This is a genomic window from Actinosynnema sp. NPDC002837 (assembly GCF_040295345.1).
GTDB lineage: Bacteria > Actinomycetota > Actinomycetes > Mycobacteriales > Pseudonocardiaceae > Actinosynnema.
Window position 1 is genome coordinate 30674 of the sequence record NZ_JBEOVG010000063.1, and the last position, 22476, is coordinate 53149.

Genomic DNA, 22476 nt, shown 5'->3' on the forward strand with positions numbered 1-22476 from the left:
CGGCCTTCGTCACCTCCAGGGGGGCCGACACCGTCGGTGGTCCGACCTATGTTGGACCTCGTGACTTCTCCCGACGGCTGGATCCGCAGGCTCGCCAAGGCGTGCTGGCAGCACCGCGCCCTCGTGGTGCTCTCGGTGCTCGCCGCCGTCGTCGGCGTCGGGTTGCAGGCCGTCGGTCCATTGTTGATCAAGGTCGCCGTCGACGACGCGATGGCCGGCCGCACGGACCGCCTGACCTGGCTCGCGATCGTCCTGGTCGGCTTGGAGCTGCTGACCTTCGGCACCGCGTTCGTGCGCCGGTTCCTCGGCGGCCGGCTGGCCGTCGACGTGCAGCACGACCTGCGGCAGGCCGTGTTCGGCGCGGTGCAGCGGTTGGACGGGCCCAAGCAGGACGCGTTGCGCACGGGCCAGGTGGTGTCCCGCTCGATCACCGACCTCCAGCTGGTCAACAGCCTGCTGTCGATGACGCCGCTGGCGTTCGGCACGGTCGTGTTCGCGGTCGCGGCGATCGTGGCGATGTTCTGGCTGTCGCCGCTGCTGACCGTGATCGCGCTGGTGATCACCCCCGCCGTCGGGGTGGTCGCGGCGCGCAGCAGGCTGACGCTCTTCCCGGCCACCTGGTCGGCCCAGCAGCGCGCGGCCGACGTGGCGCAGCACGTGGAGGAGACCGTCACCGGCGTGCGCGTGGTGAAGGGGTTCGGCCAGGAGGCCCGCGAGGTCTCCCGGCTGGAGTCCCGCGCCAAGCTCCTGTTCGCCGAGCGGATGCGCGCGGCCCGCCTGACCGCCCGCCCGTCCGCGACGCTGAACGCCCTGCCCTACCTCGGCCAGGTGGCGGTCCTGGCGCTCGGCGGCTGGATGGCGCTGCGCGGGGAGGTCACCCTCGGCACGTTCCTGGCGTTCGCGACCTACGTGGCCACCCTCGTCGGCCCGACCCGCCTGCTGGCGAGCCTGATGGTGACGGCGCAGCTGGCGCGGGCCGGCGTGGAGCGCGTGTACGAGCTGGTCGACTCGCAGCCGACGGTCGTGGACGGCGACCGCGAAGTGCCCGCCGGTCCGGTGGCCGTCGAGCTGCGGGACGTGACGTTCGGCTACACGCGCAGCGAACCGGTGCTCTCGGGCGTGTCCCTGCGCGTGGAACCGGGCGAGACCCTCGCGGTCGTCGGCACCGCGGGCTCCGGCAAGTCGACCGTCTCGCTCCTGCTGCCCCGGTTCTACGACGTGCACGAGGGCGCGGTGTCGGTGGGCGGGGTGGACGTCCGGGACCTGCGGCTGTCCTCCCTGCGCCGGACCGTGGGCACGGTGTTCGAGGAGGCGTTCCTCTTCTCCGACACCGTCCGCGCGAACATCGCCTACGGCCTGCCGGACGCCTCCGACGAGCAGGTGGAGGCGGCGGCGCGGGCGGCCGAGGCGCACGAGTTCGTCCAAGCCCTGCCGGACGGCTACGACACCGTGGTCGGCGAGCGCGGCCTGACCCTCTCCGGTGGTCAGCGCCAGCGCGTCGCCCTGGCCCGCGCCCTGCTCTCCGACCCGCGCGTCCTGGTCCTGGACGACGCGACCTCGGCCGTGGACAACGCCACCGAGGCGGCGATCCACCGCACGCTGGCCGCCGTGACCGCCGAGCGCACGACGCTCCTGATCGCGCACCGGCGGTCGTCGCTCGCGCTGGCCGACCGCATCGCCGTGCTGGACGCGGGCCGGGTGGTCGACGTCGGCACCGACGCCGAGCTGCGGGAGCGCTGCCGCCTCTACCGCGAGCTCCTCGCCGGACCGGGCGAGGCGATCGAGCACGTCGACCCCCGTGCCGACGCCAGGCTGGAACCGGGCCCGGACGGCACGACCCCGGACCTCTGGCCCGAGAGCGACGACGACGACCTGGCCGTGCGCGCGGCGAACCGGGCCGTCGGCGCGGCCAAGGTCTCCCGGGGCGGCGGTGGCACGTCGGCGCTGCTGGGCGGCACCCCGCCCACCCCGGAGCTGATGGCCCGCGTCCACTCCCTGCCGCCCGCCGACGACGTGCCGACCCTGAACGGCGAGGACCCGCGCGCCCCCGACCCGGGCTTCCGCCTGCGCACCCTGCTGCGGCCCGTCCGCTGGACGATGCTGGGCGTGGGCGGTCTCCTCCTGATCGACACCGCGCTGGCCGTCGCCTCGCCGAACCTGGTGCGCCTGGGCATCGACAAGGGCGTCGTCGGCGGCCAGGTCGGCTGGCTCTGGACCGCCGCCGCGATCAGCTTCACGCTGGTCGTGCTGGGCTGGGTGTCGGCGGCGGCGGGCACCGTCATGACCTCCCGGCTCGGCGAGCGCCTGCTGTACCTGTTGCGCGTGCGCAGCTACGCCCACCTGCAACGACTCGGGCTGGACTACTACGAGCGCGAGATGGCCGGCCGGATCATGACCCGGATGACCACCGACGTGGACGCCCTGTCCAGCTTCCTGCAGACCGGCCTGACCACGTTCGTGATCAGCGTGCTGACCGTCGTCGGCATCGCGGTGGCCCTGGTCGTCACCGATCCGGGCCTGGCGCTGGTGGCGCTGAGCGTGCTGCCGATCCTGCTGATCGCGACGGTGGTCTTCCAGCGCCTCTCGTCGGCGGCCTACGCGGAGGCGCGCGAACGCGTCAGCGCGGTCAACGCCGACCTCCAGGAGAACGTCTCGGGGCTGCGCGTGTCGCAGGCGTACACGCGGGAGGCGCGGTCGGCCGAGGCGTTCGCCGAGCGCAGCGACGCCTACCGCCGCTCCCGCATCCGGGCGCAGCGGTACATCGCCACCTACTTCCCGTTCCTGTCGCTGCTCTCCGGCGTCGCGCAGGCGGGGATCCTCGTGGTCGGCTCGTACCGCGTGGCGGAGGGCACCCTGTCCCCCGGCGTGCTCCTGGCGTTCGTGCTGTACCTGGGCCTGTTCTTCTCGCCGCTGTACCAGCTCTCGGGCGTGTTCGACGGCTACCAGCAGGCCAGGGTGGGCCTGAGCCGCATCGGCGACCTGCTGCGCACCCCGACCACCGTCCCGCCGGCCGACGACCCCGTGCCGGTGCCCCACCTGCGCGGCGAGGTGGAGCTGCGCAACGTCACGTTCGCCTACCAGGGCACCACCCGTCCCGCGGTGGAGGACATCTCGCTGCACGTCTCGCCGGGCGAGACCGTCGCCTTCGTGGGCGCGACCGGTGCGGGCAAGTCGACCCTGGTCAAGCTGGTGGCGAGGTTCTACGACGCCACCGAGGGCGCGGTGCTGGTCGACGGCGTGGACCTGCGCTCCTACGACCTGGCGGCGCTGCGCCAACGGCTGGGCATCGTCCCGCAGGAGGCGCACCTGTTCGGCGGCGACATCGCGGAGAACGTCGCCTACGGCAAGCCCGACGCGACCAGGGCCGAGATCGAGGCGGCGGTCCGGGCCGTCGGCGCCATGCCCGTGGTGGCCGCCCTGCCCAACGCGTTCCACCAGCAGGTGGGCGAGCGCGGCCAGGGCCTGTCCGCCGGCCAGCGCCAACTGGTCGCGCTGGCCCGCGCCGAGCTGGTCCAGCCGACGATCCTGCTGCTGGACGAGGCCACCGCCGCCCTCGACCCCGCCACGGAGTCCGCGGTCCTGGAAGCCAGCGACCACCTGGCCGGGGCCCGGACCACGTTCGTCGTCGCCCACCGCTTGGCCACCGCCGCCCGCGCCGACCGGATCGTGGTCCTGTCCGAGGGCCGGATCGTGGAGCAGGGCACCCACGCCGAGCTGCTCGAGGCCAACGGCCACTACGCCCGGCTCTGGTCCCACGGCGCCGACGTCGCACCGGACGCCGGCGAGCTCACCCCGAGCCACTGACCCGTCCGGGGGCCGCGGCCGGACCACGGCCCCCCGGAGTCCTCGTCCGCGTGGACCCTCAGGCGGATTCGGTGGGCAGGCCGGCCTCCGTCCAGTCCTCGATGCCCTCGCGGTACTTGCGGACGTCGGTGTAGCCGAGCGCGGTCAGCCGGTCGGCGACCTGCCCGCTGTTGGGGCACGCCGGGTTCGAGCAGTAGGTGACGATCGCGGCGTCGCGGTCGGGGAGCAGGGCCGGCGCCAGGGTGTCGACGTCGGCCAGGACCAGCGCGAGCGCGCCGGGCAGGTGCCGCTTGGCGTAGTAGTCGCCGCCCAGCGCGTCGAGGACGGTCACGGTGCCCGCGTCGATCGCTGCCTTCAGCTCGTCGCGGGTGATGAGTGCGGTCATCCCACTGCCTTCCGGAAGAGAATCGGACTATAGTCCGCTTGTGCCTCACGACGATAGCGGACCGCAGTCCGGTTCTGCAATCCCCCTGGAACTGCTGCGCACCCCGCCACCCAAGGAGCGAACGGACGCGGCGCGCAACCGCGTCGCCGTCCTGGAGGCCGCCGCCCGACTCTTCGCCGAGCACGGCGTCGAAGCGGTGTCCATGGACCAGGTGGCGACCGCCGCCGGCGTCGGCAAGGGCACCCTGTTCCGCCGCTTCGGCGACAAGTCCGGACTGGCCGCCGCCCTGCTGGACACCCGGGAACGCGTGCTCCAAGAGGCGATCCTGCACGGACCACCGCCGCTCGGCCCCGGCGCGCCGCCCGTCGAACGCCTCGTCGCGTTCATCGACGCCTACCTCGACTACCTGCTGGAACACCTGGCCCTGGTCCGGATGTCGGAGACCGCGGTGCCCGGCGCCCGGTACCGGATCGGGGCCTACCGGTTCTGGCACCGCCACGCGGCGATCCTGCTCGACACCACACCCGACCCCGACCACACCGCCCACGCCCTGCTCGCCGCACTGGCCGCGGAACACGTGGCCTCGCTCCTGCCCGAACTCGGCGAACGGCGGATGCGCGCCGGCCTCGCCCGCCTCGCCCGCTCGGCGATGCGACCCGACGGTTCGTGAGACCCGAGCCTCACCGACAAAACTTTCCGGATCGGCAAGTTTGCAGATCCGGAAAGTTTCGCTAGGCTGATCCGCATGGCGACGGAAGGGCTGCGTGAGCGCAAGAAGCGGGAGACGCGGTTCGCGTTGAGCCAGGCCGCCATCCGGCTCACCCTGGAACGCGGGTGGGACAACGTCTCGGTGGAGGACATCGCCGCCGCGGCGAACGTGTCCGAGCGGACCTTCCGCAACTACTTCGCCAACAAGGCCGAGGCGATCGTCGCCACCCACGTCGAGCGGGGCCGGCGCATCGCCGAGGCCCTCCGCGACCGCCCGGCCGACGAACCGCTCTGGGACGCGCTCGTCGACGCCGTCGCCGGGCAGTTCGAGCCACCGCCGGGCAGCGCCCCGGCGCCGTCCGGTTACCCCGACGCGCTGCAGCAGCTGCTCGCCGAGCCGGCCGTGCAGTACGAGGTGTTCCGCGCCCACGCCGCCGCGCAGGACGAGCTGACCGCCGCCATCGCCGAGCGCACCGGCACCGACCCCGGCGACCTGTACCCGGGGATCGTCGCCGCCGTGGTCAGCGCGGGCCTGGGCGCCGCGCTCACCCGGTGGACCCGGAACCCCGCCGGGTCGATCACACCACTGCTGCGCGAGGTCTTCGACCAGATCCGCGCCGGGTTGCCCGCCCCGCGCTGACCGCGCCGTCCGCCCCGCAGACCGACGCCCGCCCGACGGGCTCCCCCGGCATGCCCGAAAACACCCGAAGCAGAGGAGTGACGCCATGGACGTGGTCATCGTCGGCGGTGGACCGAACGGGCTCATGCTCGCGTGCGAGCTCGCCCTGGGAGGCGTCCGGCCGGTCGTGCTGGAACGCCTCCTCGAACCCGCCGCGGAACCCCGGTCGAACGGCCTGGTCGGCCAGGTCGTCCGCCTGGTCGACCGCCGCGGCCTGTTCGAGCGGCTCAGCGGGCAGCCCGGCCCGCCGGCGCCCAACGGCAGCTACTTCATGTTCGCCGCGATGCCGCTCGACCTCGGCCTCCTCGCCGACAGCCCGATCTACAACCTCCCGGTGCCCGAGGCGGCCACCGTCCGGGTCCTCGAAGAACGCGCGACCGAGCTGGGCGTCGAGCTCCGCCGCGGCCACGAGTTCACCGGGCTCGTCCAGGACGCCGACGGCGTCACGCTCACCGTCGACGGCCCGGACGGGCCCTACGAGCTGCGCACCCGGTACGTCGTCGGCGCCGACAGCGCGCACAGCCCGGTCCGCAAGGCCGCCGGCATCGGTTTCCCGGGCGTCACCTACGACCGGTCCACCACCCGCACCGCGCACGTGACCGTGCCGCCGGACCGGCTCGACCCCGCGACCGGCGCGCTGGACGTGCCCGGCCACGGCCCCGTCCTGCCGTTCCTGCCCGTCCGGACCGCCCGCGGCGGCTTCTCCTACGCGCCGCTGCCCGGCCGCCCACCGCTCGTCGCCACCACGGAGTGGGACGAGCCGGCAGCGACCGCTCCGATGAGCTTGGACGAGATGCGCGCCAGCGTCGCCCGCGTGCTGGGCGTCGACGTGCCGCTCGGCCCGCCACCCGGCGCCGGCCCGCACGTGCTGCGCAGGCTCAACGGCGGCAACACCAGGGTCGCCGAGCGGTACCGCGACGGTCGGGTGTTCCTGGTCGGCGACGCCGCCCACGTGTTCGCCGCCGGCGGCACCGGCCTCAACGTCGGCCTCCAGGACGCGGTGAACCTGGGCTGGAAGCTCGCCGCGGCGGTCAACGGCGCCGCCGACGTCCTCGACACCTACGAGGCCGAGCGCCGACCGGTCGCCGACCGGACCATCACCTACTCGCAGGCGCAGTCCGCCCTGCTGTCACCGGGCGAGGACGTGACCGGGCTGCGCCGGCTGTTCGGCGAGCTGCTCGCCCAGCCGGGTGTCGTGCGGGTGGTGGCCGACCTGGTCGCCGGCGCGGACGTCCGCTACCCGGTCGGCGAGGACGCCCACCCGCTGGCCGGCCTGCCCGCCCCCGACCTCGACCTGCGCACGTCGGCCGGCACGGTCCGGCTCGCCGAGCTGGTCAGGACGGCGCGGCCGCTGCTGATCGATCTGACGGGGAGCGGCGACCTGCGCGCCGACGGCGTCGAGGTCGTCCGCACCGAGGCGGACACCGACGTCACCGCCCTGCTGCTCCGCCCCGACTCCTACGTGGCGTGGGCGTCGGACGACGCACACCCGGACCAGGACGAGCTCCGGCAGGTCGCCGCGCGCTGGTTCGGCTGACCGCGGGCACGAGGCCGCCCCGCAGCCCGTGCGGCCTGCGGGGCGAAGAGCGGTCGCTCAGCCCTCGGCGAGCATCTCGTCCAGCCGCTCGTACCCCTCGACCACCCCGGTCTCCATGCCGCTGGCCAGCATCATGTCGCGGGCTTCCGTCGTCGCGAACACGCTGGCGCCGTGCAGCCGGGTCCGGCCGTCGCCCAGGTCCTCGAACGTCAGGGTGTCCAGCGAGACGCCGTCCGGAAAGCCCTCGAACGTGAACGTCTGCACGATCCGCTCACCGGGCCTGACCTCGTGGAACGAACCGTAGAACCGGTACTCCTCGTCACCGTGGCTGTGCACGAAGCGGTAGGCGCCGCCGGTCGACGCGTCCCACCGCTCCACGCGCATCTCCAGGTAGCGCGGGCCCTGCCACTTCACCACGAGGTCGGGGTCGACGTGCGCGCGGAACACCGCGTCCACCGGGGCGTTGAACTCGCGGGTGATGTGGATGACCGGCGCGGCCGGGTCGGCGCTGATGCTGGTCTCGGGGTGCGTGGTCGTGGTCATGATGCTTCTCCTTCGACTCGGGTCTGTCGGGTGTCCTCGCTCGCCATCTCGGCGAGCACGGCGTCCAGCCGCCGGTAGCGCTGCTCGGCCTCCTGCCGGTAGCGCTCGATCCACTTCGTCATCAGGTCGAACACCTCCGCCTCGAGGTGGACGGGCCGTCGTTGCGCCTGCTTGCTGCGACTGACGAGCCCGGCGTCCTCAAGGACCTTGAGGTGCTTCGACACGGCCTGCACGGTCACGGAGTACGGCTCGGCCAACTCGTTCACGGTCGCGTCGCCCACGGCCAGCCGCGCCACCATGTCGCGCCGGATCGGGTCGGCCAGGGCCGAGAAGACCCGCGACAACTGGTCGTCCACCGCCATCTCCTTACTCAACCTCTCGGTTGAACAAACCATACGACCTCCACCCAACCAAGTCAACCAAAAGGTTGAAGACGCAGGTCAGAGCCGGACCGGCTGCCACGCTTCAGCCGGCTGAACACCTCACACCGCACCGACCGCGGCCGTGCGCACAACTACTCCCAGTCGAAGCACCGCCAGACGTGTGACGGGCTTAACCTCAAGTGATGCTCAAGCACCCATAACACGAACCGATGACCTGACCGATTCTGTGAGAGAACACTCGGTGCGCTGCCCCTCCTGTGTGTGAACTGCACCAGACGGGGGACTAGCCTGACCATGAGTGAGTCATTACCAAGAGCGAGATGGATAGAGGCGAGCGCCAGCCGTGTCCAGCAGCAGTCCTGCTTCTCAGTTCGGCCCCAATGAGTGGCTGGTCGAGGAGATGTACGAGCAGTTCCTCGCCGATCCGTCGTCCGTGGACCCGGCCTGGCACGACTTCTTCGCCGACTACAAGTCGACGCAGCGGTCGGGCAACGGGGCGGCGACGGCCGCGGAGAGCGGCACCACGACCGCCACCAGGACCGCTCCGGCCCAGGCCGCGCCGTCCGCCGCGCCGACGACTCCGAAGCAGCCGCAGCAGCCGCCGAAGAGCCAGCCGACCGCGACGGCCCAGCCGGCCCAGAAGCCCGCGGCCAAGCCCGCGCCCGCCCAGGCCGCCAAGGCCGCGCCGGTGCAACAGGCGAAGGGCGAGGAGCAGAAGCAGCTGCGCGGCGCCGCCGCCGCCATCGCGAAGAACATGGAGCTCTCGCTCACCGTTCCGACCGCGACGAGCGTGCGCGCCGTGCCCGCCAAGCTGCTGGCCGACAACCGCATCGTGATCAACAACCACCTCAAGCGCACCCGCGGTGGGAAGGTCTCCTTCACCCACCTCATCGGGTACGCGGTGGTGCGGGCGCTCAAGGCGTACCCGAACATGAACCGGCACTTCGGCGAGGTCGACGGCAAGCCGTTCGTGATCACGCCGGAGCACGTGAACTTCGGCCTGGCGATCGACCTGCCCGGCAAGGACGGCGCCCGCACGCTGGTCGTGGCCTCGATCAAGGGCTGCGAGAACATGACGTTCACGCAGTTCTGGCAGGCCTACGAGGACCTGATCCGCAAGGCGCGGACGGGCTCGCTGACCACCGAGGACTTCTCCGGCACCACCATCTCGCTGACCAACCCCGGCACCATCGGCACCAACCACTCGGTGCCGCGCCTGCAGGCGGGCCAGGGCACGATCATCGGCGTCGGCGCGATGGAGTACCCGGCGCACTTCCAGGGCACCAGCGAGCAGGCCCTGACCGACATGGGCGTCAGCAAGGTCATCACGCTGACCTCCACCTACGACCACCGCGTCATCCAGGGCGCGGAGTCGGGCGAGTTCCTGCGCCGCATCCACCAGCTCCTGCTGGGCGAGGACGGCTTCTACGACGACGTCTTCACGTCGCTGCGGCTGCCGTACGAGCCGATCCGCTGGGTCGCCGACATCCCCGAGGGCGCGGTCGACAAGACCGCCCGGGTGATCGAGCTGATCGACGCGTTCCGCACCCGCGGCCACCTGATGGCCGACACGGACCCGCTGAACTACCGCCAGCGCAGCCACCAGGACCTCGACGTCCTGTCGCACGGCCTGACCCTGTGGGACCTGGACCGGGAGTTCCCGGTCGGCGGGTTCGCGGGCCAGGAGCGGATGAGGCTGCGCGACATCCTCGGCGTGCTGCGCAACTCGTACTGCCGCACGGTCGGCGTCGAGTACATGCACATCCTCGACCCGGAGGAGCGCCTCTGGATCCAGGAGCGCGTCGAGGTGCCGCACGAGAAGCCGCCGGCCACCGTGCAGAAGTACATCCTCTCGAAGCTCAACGCCGCCGAGGCGTTCGAGACCTTCCTGCAGACCAAGTACGTCGGCCAGAAGCGGTTCTCGCTCGAGGGCGGCGAGACCGTCATCCCGCTGCTCGACGCGGTGCTGGACAAGGCCGCCGAGCACGAGATCGACGAGGTCGTCATCGGCATGCCGCACCGCGGCCGGCTGAACGTGCTGGCGAACATCGTCGGCAAGCCGATCTCGCAGATCTTCCGCGAGTTCGAGGGCAACCTCGACCCCGGTCAGGCGCACGGCTCCGGTGACGTCAAGTACCACCTGGGCGCCGAGGGCAAGTACTTCCGGATGTTCGGCGACGGCGAGACGAAGGTGTCGCTGACCGCGAACCCGTCGCACCTCGAAGCCGTCGACCCGGTGCTGGAGGGCATCGTCCGGGCCAAGCAGGACATGCTCGACAAGGGCGGCGAGGGCTTCACCGTGCTGCCGGTCGCGCTGCACGGCGACGCCGCGTTCGCGGGCCAGGGCGTGGTCGCCGAGACGCTGAACCTGGCGCTGGTGCGCGGTTACCGCACCGGCGGCACGGTGCACGTGGTCGTGAACAACCAGGTCGGCTTCACCACCGCGCCCGAGCACTCGCGCTCGTCGAAGTACTCGACCGACGTGGCGAAGATGATCGGCGCGCCGGTGTTCCACGTCAACGGCGACGACCCCGAGGCGTGCTACTGGGTCGCCAAGCTGGCGGTGGACTACCGGCAGGCGTTCAACAAGGACGTCGTGATCGACATGGTCTGCTACCGCCGCCGCGGCCACAACGAGGGCGACGACCCCTCGATGACGCAGCCGGCGATGTACGACGTGATCGACACCAAGCGCTCGGTGCGCAAGACCTACACCGAGTCCCTGATCGGTCGCGGCGACATCTCGGTCGAAGAGGCCGAGAAGGCGTTGCAGGACTTCTCCTCGCAGCTGGAGCACGTGTTCAACGAGGTCCGGGAGCTGGAGAAGCACCCGATCAAGACCTCGCCGTCGATCGAGGAGGAGCAGCAGGTCCCGACCAAGCTGCCCACCGGCGTCGACCGGTCGATCATCGAGAAGATCGCCGACGCGCACGTGAACCTGCCCGAGGGCTTCACCCCGCACCCGCGGGTCAAGCCGGTGTTGGAGCGGCGCGCCAAGATGGCCCGCGAGGGCGGCATCGACTGGGCGTTCGCCGAGCTGCTGGCGTTCGGGTCGCTGGTGCTGGAGGGCCGCACGGTCCGGCTGGCCGGGCAGGACTCGCGGCGCGGCACGTTCGTGCAGCGGCACGCCACGCTGGTGGACCGCAAGCGGTCCGAGGAGTACACGCCGCTGCAGAACCTGGCCGAGACCCAGGGCAAGTTCATGGTGTACGACTCGGTGCTGTCGGAGTTCGCGGCGCTGGGCTTCGAGTACGGCTACTCCGTGGCCAACCCCGACGCTCTGGTGCTGTGGGAGGCGCAGTTCGGCGACTTCGTCAACGGCGCGCAGCCGATCATCGACGAGTTCATCTCGTCCGGTGAGGCGAAGTGGGGCCAGGTGTCCGACGTCGTGCTGCTGCTGCCGCACGGTCACGAGGGCCAGGGCCCGGACCACACGTCCGGCCGGATCGAGCGGTTCCTCCAGCTGTGCGCGGAGGGCTCGATGACGATCGCGGTGCCGTCGACGCCGGCGAACTACTTCCACCTGCTGCGGCGGCACGCGCTGGACGGCGTGAACCGGCCGCTGGTGGTGTTCACGCCGAAGTCGATGCTGCGCCTGAAGGCCGCGGTCAGCCCGGTCGAGGCGTTCGTGGACGAGAAGTTCCAGTCGGTGATCGACGACCCGACCGGCGTCGACCCGAGCGCGGTGCGCAAGGTCCTGCTGTGCAGCGGCAAGATCTACTACGAGCTGCTGGCCGAGCAGGAGAAGCGGGGCGTCAAGGACGTCGCCGTGGTGCGCGTCGAGCAGCTGTACCCGGTGCCGGCGCGCAAGCTGACCGCCGCCCTGGACCGCTACCCGAACGCCACCGAGGTGCGCTGGGTCCAGGAGGAGCCCGCGAACCAGGGCGCGTGGCCGTTCTTCGGGCTGGCGCTGCCCGAGCTGCTGCCGTCGCGGTTCGCGGTGAAGCGCGTGTCGCGCCGTCCGATGGCCGCGCCGTCGGCGGGTTCGTCCAAGGTGCACGAGGTCGAGCAGCGCGAGCTGATCGCGAAGGCGTTCGAGTAGGACCTGATGGGTTGAGCCGAGCCGTCGAGACCTCCGGGTGTCGACGGCTCGGCCCGTTGGCGGAGGAAGACCGTGTACTTCACCGATCGCGGCATCGAGGAACTGGAGTCCCGGCGGGGTGAGGAGGAGGTCACGTTCGCGTGGCTGGCCGACAAGCTCCGGGCGTTCGTCGACGCGAACCCGGACTTCGAGACGGCCGTGGAACGCCTGGCCACCTACCTGGCGCGGGACGACGAGGACTTCGAGGACTGACGACGGCCCCGGCCGGAAGGCGGTAGGTGCGCGTAGACGTCGACGAGGTGACGGGTTGTCGGAGGCCTGGTGGATGATGTAGGTCACGCATTCCTCCGAGAGGCCTGACCATCAGCGACCCGACTCCCCGCCGCGCGTTCACCGACGAGTCCTACCTCGAAGCGTGTGCGGACAACGTGGGGTTCTACGTGCTGGCGTCAGCGGTGTTCGAGCCGGACCAGCACCTGGAAGCACGTGAAGTGCTGTTGGGTCTGCGAGGCGACCGCAGCACGGCGAAGCTGCATTGGAACGAGATGGACAAGCACCAAAAGCGAACAGCGGCGCAGCGACTGGCAGACGTCGAAGGCTTGCACCTCGTCGCCATCGGCGCTCCGCTTCCCATCAGGCGGCAGGAACGGGCACGGGCGGCTTGTCTGCGGCTACTGGTGCACGAACTGCACGCCTACGGAGTCGGCGAGCTGCTGATCGAGTCCCGGACGAACGAACTTGACAGGCGCGATGTCGCCACGGTGCGCGGTGCCCGCTACGAGCTGCCCAAGGGAACGCAGTTCAGGGTGGAGCACCAGATAGGTGCCAAGGAGCCGTTGTTCTGGGCTGCAGACATCATCGCCGGGTGCGGTACGAAGTCAGCTGATGGGAGACAGCACCTATCAGGACATACTCGCGGAGCGCCTGTACGACGTGACCGTCATGACCGAGTGCTGACCTGGTAAGTCGGGCAGCCTGCGGACATGCTTAAGGCCAGGGTCCCGGTCTGCCCCAGGTGCACCTGGCCTTGCGACTCGCCTGAGCACCCGCGGTGCCAAGCTCCGACATCGATGTTACTCGGCGGTGAGAGGTTTGGCGAGCCGGCGGATCCCGGCTCACCAAACCGTCTTTCCTGGTCAAACCATGCCGAGACGTGTGCCGGCGTCCCGTCGCCCGATCGGGCGACGACCGGCCGGCGTCACCAGGCGTAGGCCTCGGGTGCCGGCTTGGCGCCGTTCGGGCCCGGGGGCGGGAAGAGGTCGTCCAGCTTGGCCAGGACCTCGTCGTCGAGCTTGATCTCGGTGGACCGCAGTGAGCCGTCCAGCTGCTCCAGGGTGCGGGGACCGATGATCGGCGACGTCACGCCTTCCTGGTGCAGGAGCCACGCCACGCCGACGTGCGCCGGGTCCTCGCCGAGGTCCGCGGACAGCTTCTCGTAGGCCTCGATGGCGTCACGGTGCTTCTCCAGGCCTTCCTGGCTGCGGCCGGTGTTGCCGCGGGAGCCGCCGCCCTCGCGCTGCTTGCGCAGCACGCCACCGAGCAGGCCACCGCCCAGCGGCGACCACGGGATCACGCCGACGCCGTAGTGGCGCGCCGCCGGCAGCACCTCCAGCTCGACGAACCGGTTGACCAGGTTGTAGATCGACTGTTCGCTGACCAACCCGAGGAAGTGGCGTTCCCGCGCCGCCTGCTGAGCCTGCGCGATGTGCCACCCGGCGAAGTTGGACGACCCGAAGTAGATCACCTTCCCCTGCTGCCGCAGCACGGAGAAGGCCTCCCAGATCTCGTCCCACGGCGTGGCCCGGTCCACGTGGTGCATCTGGAGCAGGTCGATGTAGTCGGTCTGCAACCGCCGCAGCGACGCGTCCGCGGCCCGCCGGATGTGCAGCGCGGACAGCCGCTTCTCGTTCGGCCAGTCCCCCATGTCGCCGTACAGCTTGGTGGCGAGCACGGTCTTCTCCCGACGCCCGCCGCCCTGCGCGAACCACCGGCCGATGATCTTCTCGGTGACGCCCTCGCCCCGCTGCCACCCGTAGACGTCGGCGGTGTCGAAGAAGTTGATGCCGTGCTCGTGGGCCCGGTCCATGATCGTGTGGCTGTCGGGCTCGGACGTCTCCGGACCGAAGTTCATCGTGCCGAGGCACAAGCGGGACACGGACAGGCCGGAACGGCCGAGCTGGGTGTACTCCATGCGGCCAGCCTGCCTCAAGTCGATCGCCGGGACCACCCGACCGACACGACCGCGTTCCGGCGAAACCGCTCCGCCGCAACGGATCCCGAGGTTAAGATCCGCGCCTACCCCGCCTCGGGCGGGCATGGGGGCTGGGGGAGGCCTGCATGGGGGGAGTCGCGCACGACCACGTCCGGGCACGGGACGGGGTCGCCCTTCCGCACGCCGTGCTGCTCGTGCTCGCCGCGATCGCCGCCGCCGTCGTCGCCCAGGGCGGCTACTACCTGCCCGGTCGGCTCTTCACCGGCGCGCTCGTCGCGTTCGCCCTGGTCCTGGCCCTGCGCGACCGCCCGGCGTTCGGGCTGGTCCCGATGGCGTGCGCGGGGCTCGCGGCGTGGGCCGTCCTGCGCGCGGCCCTGAACGGCGAGGTCACCCGGTCCCTGCCCGCGGTCGCGGCCGTCGGCTGCCTGGCCGCGGCGGTGGTCGTGGTCCGGGGCGCCGACGCCAGGCAACGGGAGCTGTGCGCGTCGGTGCTGGTCGGGGTGGGCGCGCTGGTCGCGCTGACCGGCTGGGTGGCCGTCGTCTGGCGGGTGCCGTCGTGGTCGGCGGTGGCCGACGGCCTGGCCCGCGCCGCCTCCACCCTCACCTACCCCAACGCCGCCGCCGCGCTGCTCGCCGCGCTCACCGTCCTGGCCCTGGCCCTCAACACCGCCCACCCGGACTCGTTGCCGCACGCCGGCGCGGTGTACGCGCTGGTCGTCGGCGTCGGCGCGACGCTCAGCCGCGCCGGCCTGCTGGCGCTGCTGGCCGGGTTGGTGGCGTTGGCCGTCTTCAACGGCGTCCGCACCACCCTGCGGCACGCCGGTCCGCCCGTCCTCGGCGCGCTGATCGCCCTGGGCGCGCTGGCGCCGTCGTTCCCGGTTGCCGAACCGGCCAACCTCCCGCTCGCGGTCGCCGGCCTCGTCGTCGGCCTCGCCGTCACCCTGGGCCTGAACCGGGTGAAGCCGGTGGTCCGGTCGGTCGGCGTGGTGGCCGGGCTCGTCGCGGCCGGGCTCGGGGCGCTCTTCGCGTACGACCTGGGCAAGCTGCTCACGGGCCGGATCTCGACCAGCTCGCCGGACCGGGCCGGCGCGACGGGCGCGGCGCTGGACCTCGTCGCCGCACGGCCCTGGACGGGCGTCGGACCCGGCAACGGGTGGTTCGCGTTCACCGGGCCCCGCGGCGAGTCCCGGGTGATGCGGTACGTCCACGACGAGTACCTCCAGGTCCTGGTCGAGCTCGGCGCGATCGGGCTCGGCCTGGTGCTGCTGGTCCTGGCCGCGCTGGCCGTCGCGGTGTGGCGCGGGCGCGCCGGGTCGACGTGGGCGGGCGCCGCCGCCGGGCTCGTCGTGCTGCTGGTGCACAGCGGTTTCGACTTCCTGTGGCACCTGCCCGTGATCGTGCTGACCGCCGGGCTGCTCGCCGGCCTGGCCTCCCCCGAAGCCGAACCCGAACCCGCTGCCCGCGCAGCCGCGCTGGTCGCACCCACCACAGAGGAGAACCGATGAAGGTCCCATCCATCCGCAACCTGCGCCCGGCCAAGGCCGCGGCCGTGCTGGCCGTCGTCGCGGGCGCGATCTTCGCGTCCGTCCTGCCCTCCAGCGCCGACGTGGGCGCCCAGTCGCCGTCGCAGCCCGCGATCCAGGTCCAGACGCAGGCGGAGAGACTGGCGCGCGGCGCGGCGGTCCAGGTCGACGTGCAGATCGTCTGCCCGCCGCCGGGCTACGCCTACGTCAACGTCCGGCTCACCCAGCGCGTCGGTCCCGCCGTCGCGAGCGGCTCGGGCTACGCGCAGCCGTTCTGCACCGGCGGCACGCAGACCGTCACCGTCTCGGTGCACGCCTCGGAGTTCCCGTTCCGCGCGGGCACGGCCTTCGCCTCGGCCATCCTGTCGGGTCCGTTCAACGGCCAGGTCTCGGACGACCGCGAGGTCACGATCGTCAACCCGTGACGTGACGGGGGCTCGTCACCGCGACGAGCCCCCGGTCACGCCCGCCTCAGCGCGCGCCCGGCACCGCGAGGCCGAACTCGTAGGCCGCCCAGAAGACGCCGTGGGTCAGGACGAGCAGCGGTGCGGCGACGAACTCTGGGCGTTTGATCGTGGTCATGCGGTGAATCCCGCGGATCGCGCGACCGGAACTGATCGCTCGTGCGAGCGGTCTTCGGCCTCACTCTCAAGAGGGAGGAGCCAGGTAGGCGCGGGTCGAGGACTCCAGCGCGGCCACGCACGCCGCGACCACGGGGTGACCGCCCGCGCCGCGGCGGTAGGCGATGCGGGTGCGGCGGTGGACGTCCAGCGGGACCAGCCGGACGTCGGCGGGCGGGCGCGTCGCGCCGAGTTCGGGCACGAGCGCGACGCCTTGACCGGCGGCGACGAGCGCGAGCACGGCGGTGAAGTCGTCCGCGTGGTGACGCACCCTGGCGGTGAACCCGGCGGCCTGGCAGACCCGCATCGCCACGGTGTGGCAGAGCGTGCCGGGGGTGCCGACGATCCACGCCGCGTCCCGCGTGCTCGCGATCGTCCCCTCCGGCCCTTCGGTGGGCACGGCGAGGAACACCTTCTCGTCCAGCAGCCGCACCGAGTCCACGCCGGGGTCGGGCTCGACCGGCGCGATGTCGTAGTCGTGCCACAGCGCCACGTCCAGCCGCCCGTCGCGCAACGCGTCCGGCATGTCGACCGGGTCCAGTTCGGTGACCATGAGGTCGAGCGCCGGGTGGTCGCGGCCCAGCGCGACCAGCGCGGCCGGCAGCAGGGTCGGCACGGCGCTGGGGAACGCACCGATCCGCACGGTGCCGGACAGGCCGGTGCGGGCGGCGGCCAGCGTGGCGGTCGCGGCTTCCAGGGCGGCCAGGACCGTCTCGGCGTGCCCGACGAGCGCGGTGGCGGCGGGCGTGAGGCTGACGCTGCGACCGGTGTGCTCCAGCAGCGGCACGCCCGCCTCGCGTTGCAGGGCGGCGAGCTGCTGGGACACGGCGGACGGCGTGTAGGCGTGCGCCTGGGCGACGGCGGCGATCGTGCCGAGGCGGGCCAGGTCGCGCAGGAGCCGCAGGCGGCGGACGTCGAGCATCAGTTCAGCTTACGGTTGCCATGAGGAACGCGAACTGGTGCTTCACGGTCCGGGCGGGCACCGTGGCGGTATGACGCTCACCGGCCTGCACGTACCGCTGATCACGCCGTTCGACCGGTCGGGGGCCGTGGCCCTCGACGCCCTGGAGTCCCTCGCCCACCAGGCGTTGGACGACGGCGCGCGTGGCCTGGTGGCGTTGGGCACGACGGCCGAGCCCTCGTCGCTCACGCCGGTCGAGCAGCAGGCCGTGCTCGGCGTGGTGACCCGGGTCTGCCGTGAGCGCCACGCGCCGCTGGTGGTCGGCGCGAACACCCCGCAGGCCCTCCAGGCGTTGGCCGACCACCCGGAGGTGGTGGCGTCGCTGACCGCGGTGCCGTCGTTCGTCCGGCCGGGCGAGGAGGGCGCGCTCGCGCACCTGACCCGGCTGGCCGCCGACAGCCCGGTGCCGCTGGTCGTCTACGACATCCCGTACCGGACGGGCCAGTACCTGTCCGCGGCCGCGTTGCGGCGGCTCGGGGACGTGCCCGGCGTGGTGGGCCTGAAGTACGCGGCGGGCGGGATCAACGCCGACACGGTGGAGCTGTTCGCCGACGTGCCGGACCTGGCCGTGCTCGGCGGTGACGACACGTTCATCTCGCCGCTGCTGGCGCTCGGCGCGCACGGCGGCATCCTGGCTTCGGCGCACGTCGCCACCAGCGAGTTCGTCCGACTGATCGACGCGTGGCACGCCGGTGACGTCGCCGAGGCGCGCGCTCTGGGCGGCCGGCTGGGCCGCCTGTCGGCCGCGCTGTTCGCCGAGCCGAACCCGACCGTGATCAAGGCCGTGCTGCACGCGCAGGGCCGCATCCCGACCCCGGACGTCCGCCTGCCGCTGCTGGCCGCCGGGCCCGACAGCACGTCGGCCGCCCTCAGCGCTGTCGAACGCCTGCTCGCCACACCGCGTGCGTGAGCGGGACGCCCGGCCGGTACGCCAGGTGGGTGGTGGAGGGGGCGTCGAGGACGTGGACGTCGGCGCGGGCGCCCGGTGACAGGTGCCCGACGTCGGTGCGCCGGAGGGCTTTCGCGCCGTTGAGGGTGGCGGCGGTGACGGCCTCCTCGACGGTCATGCGCATCTGGAGGACTGCCGTCGTGATGCAGTAGGCCATCGAGGTCGTGTAGGAGCTGCCGGGGTTGCAGTTGCTGGCGAGGGCCACCGTCGCGCCCGCGTCCAGCAGCGTCCGGGCGGGTGGCAGCGCCTGGCGGGTCGACAGGTCGCACGCCGGGAGCAGGGTGGCGACGGTGGACGAGCCCGCCAACGCGTCCACGTCGGCGTCGGACAGGTACGTGCAGTGGTCGACGCTCGCCGCGCCCAGCTCCACGGCCAGCCGGACTCCCGGCCCTTCGCCCAGCTGGTTGCCGTGCACGCGCAGGCCCAGCCCTTTGGCCTTGGCGGCTTCCAGCACGGCCCGTGACTGATCGGCGTCGAACGCGCCCTGCTCGCAGAACACGTCCGCCCACCGCACGTGCGGCGCGACGGCGTCCAGCATCTCGCCGATCACCAACGCCACGTACTCGTCCGCGTCCGCACCCGGCGGGACGAGGTGCGCGCCCAGGAAGGTGACCTCGTCGGCCACGCCCGCCGCGATCCGCGCCGACCGCACCTCGTCCTCGACGGTCAGCCCGTAGCCGGTCTTGGTCTCGATCGTCGTCGTCCCCTGGGCGACGGCCTCGGCGACCAGGCGCCTCAGGTTCGCCGCCAACTCCTCGTCCGACGCCGCCCGCGTGGCGCCGACCGTGACCGCGATGCCGCCCGCCGCGTACGCCTGACCGGCCATGCGGGCTTCGAACTCGGCCGTCCGGTCCCCCGCGAACACCAGGTGCGTGTGGCTGTCCACCCAACCGGGCAGGACCGCTCGCCCTTCGACGTCCACGCGCGTGTCGGCGGCCGGCGCGGAGGAGGAGGGTCCGACCCACTCCACGCGGTCGGTGAAGACGAGGGCGGCGTCGGTGAGGCGCCCCAGCTCGGGGTCGTTCGTGGTCAACTCACCGATGCCGGTGATGAGGGTGCTCATTCGTCGTCCAACCGTCGGAAGATCTGCGGGAACTCGCCGTCCTCGATCAGACCGCCGATGACGTGCGCCATGTTCATCACCCCCGCGTCCTGGACGCGAACCGCTCGCACCGAACGCGGTACCAAGGCGCGTCCCACCACCCCTCCATCACCGACGCAGAAACCGCTGCCAGGCCGAAGCCGGGAACGCCACCACACCCAACCCCGGGTTCTTCGAGTCCCGCACCGCCACCTCGGGAGCGGAGAAGGCCACCTCGACGCAGTTGTCGTTGTTGCCGTCACCGCTGTAACTGCTCTTCCGCCACACCAGACCAGCGGGGTCCACAGTGGACACGAAGACCGCCTCTCATTCGCGCCCGGCAACGATCCGCTCGATCAGGGCGATCGAATCCTCCGGACCGAGCGCCCGCTCGAGCAGGTGGTCGATCAGCATCCTAGCCCGCCGAACCTGTTCCGGATCTTCGATGTGGAGCGAACCTGATGATGGTGAACGGGACCGACACCCTTGGGATTCCCAGCACTCGATCAGTCGATCGCCTCGACCAGGAGCCTGGACACGTCACCCAGCTGCTCGTGCACGCCATCGCGGGCTACGACCTTCCCCCCTACTACTACGACAGCGACGTCCGAAGCAGTGGCGGCCAGGAGGATCTGCTCGGGGTCGGTGCCGGCGGTGCGGACCGAGTTCACCCGAATGGCCACGAGGTCCGCTGGGGCGCCGACCTCCACCCGACCGGCTTCCGGCCAGCCGATGGACGCGTGGTTCGTCAGTGCCGCAACGAGGTCCGCCGGTGCGAAACGGCCGCGTTCGCCCGTGCGCAGGCGTTCGTTGTGCTCCAGGGCGCGCACCTCCAACAACGGGTCGATCACCGCGTGCTGGTCGCTGCCCAACGACAACGGCGACCCCGCCTCGACCAGCTCGCGCGCCGGGCCGATGCCGTCCGCCAGATCAGCTTCCGTCGTCGGGCAGAAGCACACGCCGGTGCGCGTCGAGCCGAGCAAGCCGATGTCCTTAGCGGACAGGTGCGTCCCGTGCACGGCCGTCGTGCGCGGCGTGAGGGCGCCGGCCTCGGCCAGCAGCTCGGTCGGGGTGAGCCCGTACGCCGCCAGGCACGCCTCGTTCTCGGCCGGCTGCTCCGACAGGTGCACGTGCAGCGGCCGGTCGGGGAACGCGCCCGCCACCAGCGACAACGTGTCACGCGGCACCGCGCGGACCGAGTGGATCGCGGCGCCGATCCTGGTGTTCGCGTCACCGCGCAGCTCGGCGACCCGGTCCAGCCACCGGTCACCGGTCCCGTCGGAGAACCGCTCCTGCACCCCGCGCACGGGCTGCCCGATCCCGCCCGCCAGGTAGCAGGCGTCCAGCAGGGTGAGCCTGATCCCGGCGTCACGCGCCGCCTGGCGCAACGCCTCCGCCATCTCGTTGCCGCCGTTGTGCAGGTAGTGGAACTCGCCCACCGCCGTCACCCCGGCCACGGCCATCTCCGCGTACACCGCCGTGGCCAGCTCCAGGTACGAGTCGGGCGTCAACCGCTCCGCCACCGCGTACATCCGGTCGCGCCACGTCCAGAACGTGCCGCCGTCGGCGTTCGTGCGCCCCCGCAACGCCCGGTGGAACGCGTGCGAGTGCGCGTTGGCGAAACCCGGGAACACCAGCCCGTAGAGCCGTTCCACGCCGAGCGGAATGGTGTCCACTGTGGACACGGAGGCGATGACCCCGTGGTCCACGCGCACCAGCACGCGCGCCGCGATGCCGTCCGGCAGCCACACCCGCTCGCACCAGAAGCTCTTCATCGCGCCAGGTGCTCCAACGTCGTCGCCAGCGCCACCACGCCCGCCGCGCAGTCGTCCGCCTCGGCGAACTCCTCCGGCGCGTGGCTGATCCCGGTCGGGTTGCGCACGAACAGCATGGCGGTCGGCACGTGCGACGCGAGGATCCCCGCGTCGTGCCCGGCGCCGGTCGGCAACGCGGGCGTGTCACCGCCGAGCGCGTCCCGGACCCGCGCCATCAGGCCGGGGTCGAAGTGCACCGTCCCGCCCCAGCTCTCCTCGGTCACGCGCACCTCGCAGCCCTCCGACTCGGCCGCCTCACGGGCCGCCGACGTGATCTCCGAGACGACCTCGCGGGTGCGCGGCTCGTCGTCGGCCCGCGCGTCCAGCCACACGTCCACCGACGACGCGATCACGTTGGTGCCGCCGGGGTTCGGCACGAGCCGGCCGACCGTGGCCCGCGCACCTGAGGTCGCCGCGCGGCGGGCGGCCAGCACCATCCGCGCGGCGGGCAGCATCGGGTCGCGCCGGTCCTCGATCAGCGTCGCGCCGGCGTGGTTGCCCTCACCGCTGAACGTGTAACGCCACCGACCGTGCGCCAGGATCGAGCTCGCCAGCCCCACCGGCACGTCCAGCCCGCGCCCCTGCTCCACGTGCAGCTCGACGAACGCGCCGACGGAGGACAGCGCGCGCTCGTCCCGACCCATCCGCAACGGGTCGAACCCGGCGGCGTGCGCGGCCTCGCCGAACGTGATGCCGTCCGCGTCCACCAGCCTGGCCGCCGCCTCGGCCGTGATCGCGCCGGTCATCAGCCGCGACCCGAGGCACGCGACGCTGAACCGCCCGCCCTCCTCCTCCACGAACACGACGATCGCCAGCGGCTTCGAGGGCGCGAACCCGCGAGCGCGCAGCAGGTCGAACGCCTGCAACGCCGACACCACGCCCAGCGGCCCGTCGAACGCGCCGCCGCCGGGCACCGAGTCGAGGTGGCTGCCGGTGATCACCGCGTCCGGCCCCGGCGCGCCCCACCACGCCCAGAGGTTGCCGTTGCGGTCGGGCCGGACGTCCAGCCCCCGCCGTTCGGCCTCCTCCACGAACCAGGCGCGCAGCTCCAGCTCGACCCGGTCGAAGCCGTGCCGCGAGTAGCCGCCGCGCTTCGGGTCGCGCCCGACGTCGGCGATGTCCGCGAGGTCAGTCATCCCCACCTTCTTTCCTGGGTCGGTTCGGGCCAGTCGTAGGGTCCGGAGGCCCAGGGGTGTCGGGTGTGGCTTTCAGTCATCTGCCGTGGGTGTGGCTTG

The 22476-nt window shown here is 72.2% G+C and carries 20 protein-coding genes; 10 read left to right on the forward strand and 10 right to left on the reverse strand.

The window, feature by feature from the left end; genetic code table 11:
* The first annotated feature begins 48 nt into the window (after nucleotides 1-48).
* Nucleotides 49-3804, forward strand: a complete 3756-nt coding sequence (locus tag ABTZ99_RS31725; RefSeq protein WP_499616503.1) for an ABC transporter ATP-binding protein — start codon at nucleotides 49-51, stop codon at nucleotides 3802-3804.
* A 58-nt stretch (nucleotides 3805-3862) separates the two neighbouring features.
* Here the strand turns inward: ABTZ99_RS31725 and ABTZ99_RS31730 are convergent, their stop codons facing one another.
* Nucleotides 3863-4189, reverse strand: coding sequence for a rhodanese-like domain-containing protein (locus tag ABTZ99_RS31730; protein WP_499616506.1), 327 nt, complete (start codon nucleotides 4187-4189; stop codon nucleotides 3863-3865).
* 85 nt (nucleotides 4190-4274) lie between these two features.
* Here ABTZ99_RS31730 and ABTZ99_RS31735 point away from each other — a divergent pair, with 85 nt between their 5' ends.
* From ABTZ99_RS31735 to ABTZ99_RS31745, 3 genes are all read left to right on the forward strand, one after another.
* Nucleotides 4275-4859 carry a TetR/AcrR family transcriptional regulator gene (locus ABTZ99_RS31735; protein ID WP_498784490.1) on the forward strand — a complete coding sequence of 195 codons (585 nt, stop codon included), beginning with the start codon at nucleotides 4275-4277 and terminating at the stop codon, nucleotides 4857-4859.
* Between the two features lie 75 nt (nucleotides 4860-4934).
* Nucleotides 4935-5537 carry a TetR/AcrR family transcriptional regulator gene (locus ABTZ99_RS31740; protein ID WP_499616509.1) on the forward strand — a complete coding sequence of 201 codons (603 nt, stop codon included), beginning with the start codon at nucleotides 4935-4937 and terminating at the stop codon, nucleotides 5535-5537.
* Nucleotides 5538-5622: 85 nt separating this feature from the next.
* Entirely contained in the window at nucleotides 5623-7113 is a 1491-nt protein-coding gene (locus ABTZ99_RS31745) for an FAD-dependent monooxygenase (RefSeq protein ID WP_499616511.1), read from the forward strand.
* A 57-nt stretch (nucleotides 7114-7170) separates the two neighbouring features.
* On the opposite strand, the gene ABTZ99_RS31750 is transcribed toward ABTZ99_RS31745, so the two are convergent.
* Both ABTZ99_RS31750 and ABTZ99_RS31755 read right to left on the reverse strand, forming a co-directional pair.
* The gene (locus ABTZ99_RS31750; protein ID WP_499616513.1) at nucleotides 7171-7656 is read right to left on the reverse strand and encodes an SRPBCC family protein; all 486 of its coding nucleotides are present in this window, start codon (nucleotides 7654-7656) and stop codon (nucleotides 7171-7173) included.
* Complete coding sequence (locus ABTZ99_RS31755; RefSeq protein ID WP_498785674.1) at nucleotides 7653-8012, reverse strand: ArsR/SmtB family transcription factor; 360 nt, start codon at nucleotides 8010-8012, stop codon at nucleotides 7653-7655. The genes ABTZ99_RS31750 and ABTZ99_RS31755 overlap by 4 nt, the downstream gene beginning before the upstream one ends.
* Nucleotides 8013-8382: 370 nt before the next feature.
* Here ABTZ99_RS31755 and ABTZ99_RS31760 point away from each other — a divergent pair, with 370 nt between their 5' ends.
* The 3 genes from ABTZ99_RS31760 (at nucleotide 8383) to ABTZ99_RS31770 (ending at nucleotide 13046) form a co-directional block, all read left to right on the forward strand.
* A complete protein-coding gene (locus ABTZ99_RS31760) occupies nucleotides 8383-12081 on the forward strand; it encodes a multifunctional oxoglutarate decarboxylase/oxoglutarate dehydrogenase thiamine pyrophosphate-binding subunit/dihydrolipoyllysine-residue succinyltransferase subunit (protein WP_499616516.1) in 3699 nt (1232 codons plus the stop codon).
* A gap of 72 nt (nucleotides 12082-12153) precedes the next feature.
* On the forward strand, nucleotides 12154-12333 hold the full coding sequence (locus ABTZ99_RS31765) for a DUF6104 family protein (RefSeq protein WP_360788852.1): 180 nt from the start codon (nucleotides 12154-12156) through the stop codon (nucleotides 12331-12333).
* 176 nt (nucleotides 12334-12509) lie between these two features.
* Complete coding sequence (locus ABTZ99_RS31770) at nucleotides 12510-13046, forward strand: hypothetical protein (RefSeq protein ID WP_498785680.1); 537 nt, start codon at nucleotides 12510-12512, stop codon at nucleotides 13044-13046.
* A 233-nt stretch (nucleotides 13047-13279) separates the two neighbouring features.
* Here the strand turns inward: ABTZ99_RS31770 and ABTZ99_RS31775 are convergent, their stop codons facing one another.
* Complete coding sequence (locus ABTZ99_RS31775) at nucleotides 13280-14272, reverse strand: aldo/keto reductase (RefSeq protein ID WP_498785682.1); 993 nt, start codon at nucleotides 14270-14272, stop codon at nucleotides 13280-13282.
* A 146-nt stretch (nucleotides 14273-14418) separates the two neighbouring features.
* On the opposite strand from ABTZ99_RS31775, the gene ABTZ99_RS31780 reads away from it, so the two are divergent.
* Nucleotides 14419-15798, forward strand: coding sequence for an O-antigen ligase family protein (locus ABTZ99_RS31780; protein ID WP_499616519.1), 1380 nt, complete (start codon nucleotides 14419-14421; stop codon nucleotides 15796-15798).
* Nucleotides 15795-16241: a hypothetical protein gene (locus ABTZ99_RS31785; protein ID WP_498785686.1), complete on the forward strand. Its 447-nt coding sequence runs from the start codon at nucleotides 15795-15797 to the stop codon at nucleotides 16239-16241. The genes ABTZ99_RS31780 and ABTZ99_RS31785 overlap by 4 nt, the downstream gene beginning before the upstream one ends.
* A 223-nt stretch (nucleotides 16242-16464) precedes the next feature.
* Here the strand turns inward: ABTZ99_RS31785 and ABTZ99_RS31790 are convergent, their stop codons facing one another.
* Nucleotides 16465-17358 (reverse strand): LysR family transcriptional regulator, encoded by an 894-nt coding sequence (locus ABTZ99_RS31790; RefSeq protein ID WP_499616522.1) that lies wholly within the window; start codon nucleotides 17356-17358, stop codon nucleotides 16465-16467.
* A gap of 70 nt (nucleotides 17359-17428) precedes the next feature.
* Between ABTZ99_RS31790 and ABTZ99_RS31795 the strand changes: the two genes are divergently transcribed.
* Nucleotides 17429-18307 carry a dihydrodipicolinate synthase family protein gene (locus ABTZ99_RS31795; protein WP_499616525.1) on the forward strand — a complete coding sequence of 293 codons (879 nt, stop codon included), beginning with the start codon at nucleotides 17429-17431 and terminating at the stop codon, nucleotides 18305-18307.
* On the opposite strand, the gene hutI is transcribed toward ABTZ99_RS31795, so the two are convergent.
* The 5 genes from hutI to ABTZ99_RS31820 all read right to left on the reverse strand — a co-directional run bounded on the left by hutI (nucleotide 18267) and on the right by ABTZ99_RS31820 (nucleotide 22377).
* Nucleotides 18267-19409 (reverse strand): imidazolonepropionase, encoded by a 1143-nt coding sequence (hutI, locus tag ABTZ99_RS31800; RefSeq protein ID WP_499616528.1) that lies wholly within the window; start codon nucleotides 19407-19409, stop codon nucleotides 18267-18269. The two genes, ABTZ99_RS31795 and hutI, sit on opposite strands and share 41 nt — an antisense overlap.
* A gap of 147 nt (nucleotides 19410-19556) precedes the next feature.
* On the reverse strand, nucleotides 19557-19742 hold the full coding sequence (locus ABTZ99_RS31805; RefSeq protein ID WP_499616531.1) for a DUF397 domain-containing protein: 186 nt from the start codon (nucleotides 19740-19742) through the stop codon (nucleotides 19557-19559).
* 12 nt (nucleotides 19743-19754) lie between these two features.
* A complete protein-coding gene (locus ABTZ99_RS31810) occupies nucleotides 19755-19937 on the reverse strand; it encodes a Scr1 family TA system antitoxin-like transcriptional regulator (protein ID WP_499616543.1) in 183 nt (60 codons plus the stop codon).
* Complete coding sequence (locus tag ABTZ99_RS31815; RefSeq protein WP_499616534.1) at nucleotides 19934-21202, reverse strand: formimidoylglutamate deiminase; 1269 nt, start codon at nucleotides 21200-21202, stop codon at nucleotides 19934-19936. The genes ABTZ99_RS31810 and ABTZ99_RS31815 overlap by 4 nt, the downstream gene beginning before the upstream one ends.
* Nucleotides 21199-22377 carry an allantoate amidohydrolase gene (locus tag ABTZ99_RS31820; RefSeq protein WP_499616537.1) on the reverse strand — a complete coding sequence of 393 codons (1179 nt, stop codon included), beginning with the start codon at nucleotides 22375-22377 and terminating at the stop codon, nucleotides 21199-21201. Before ABTZ99_RS31820 ends, ABTZ99_RS31815 begins: the two co-directional genes overlap by 4 nt.
* Nucleotides 22378-22476: the final 99 nt, after the last annotated feature.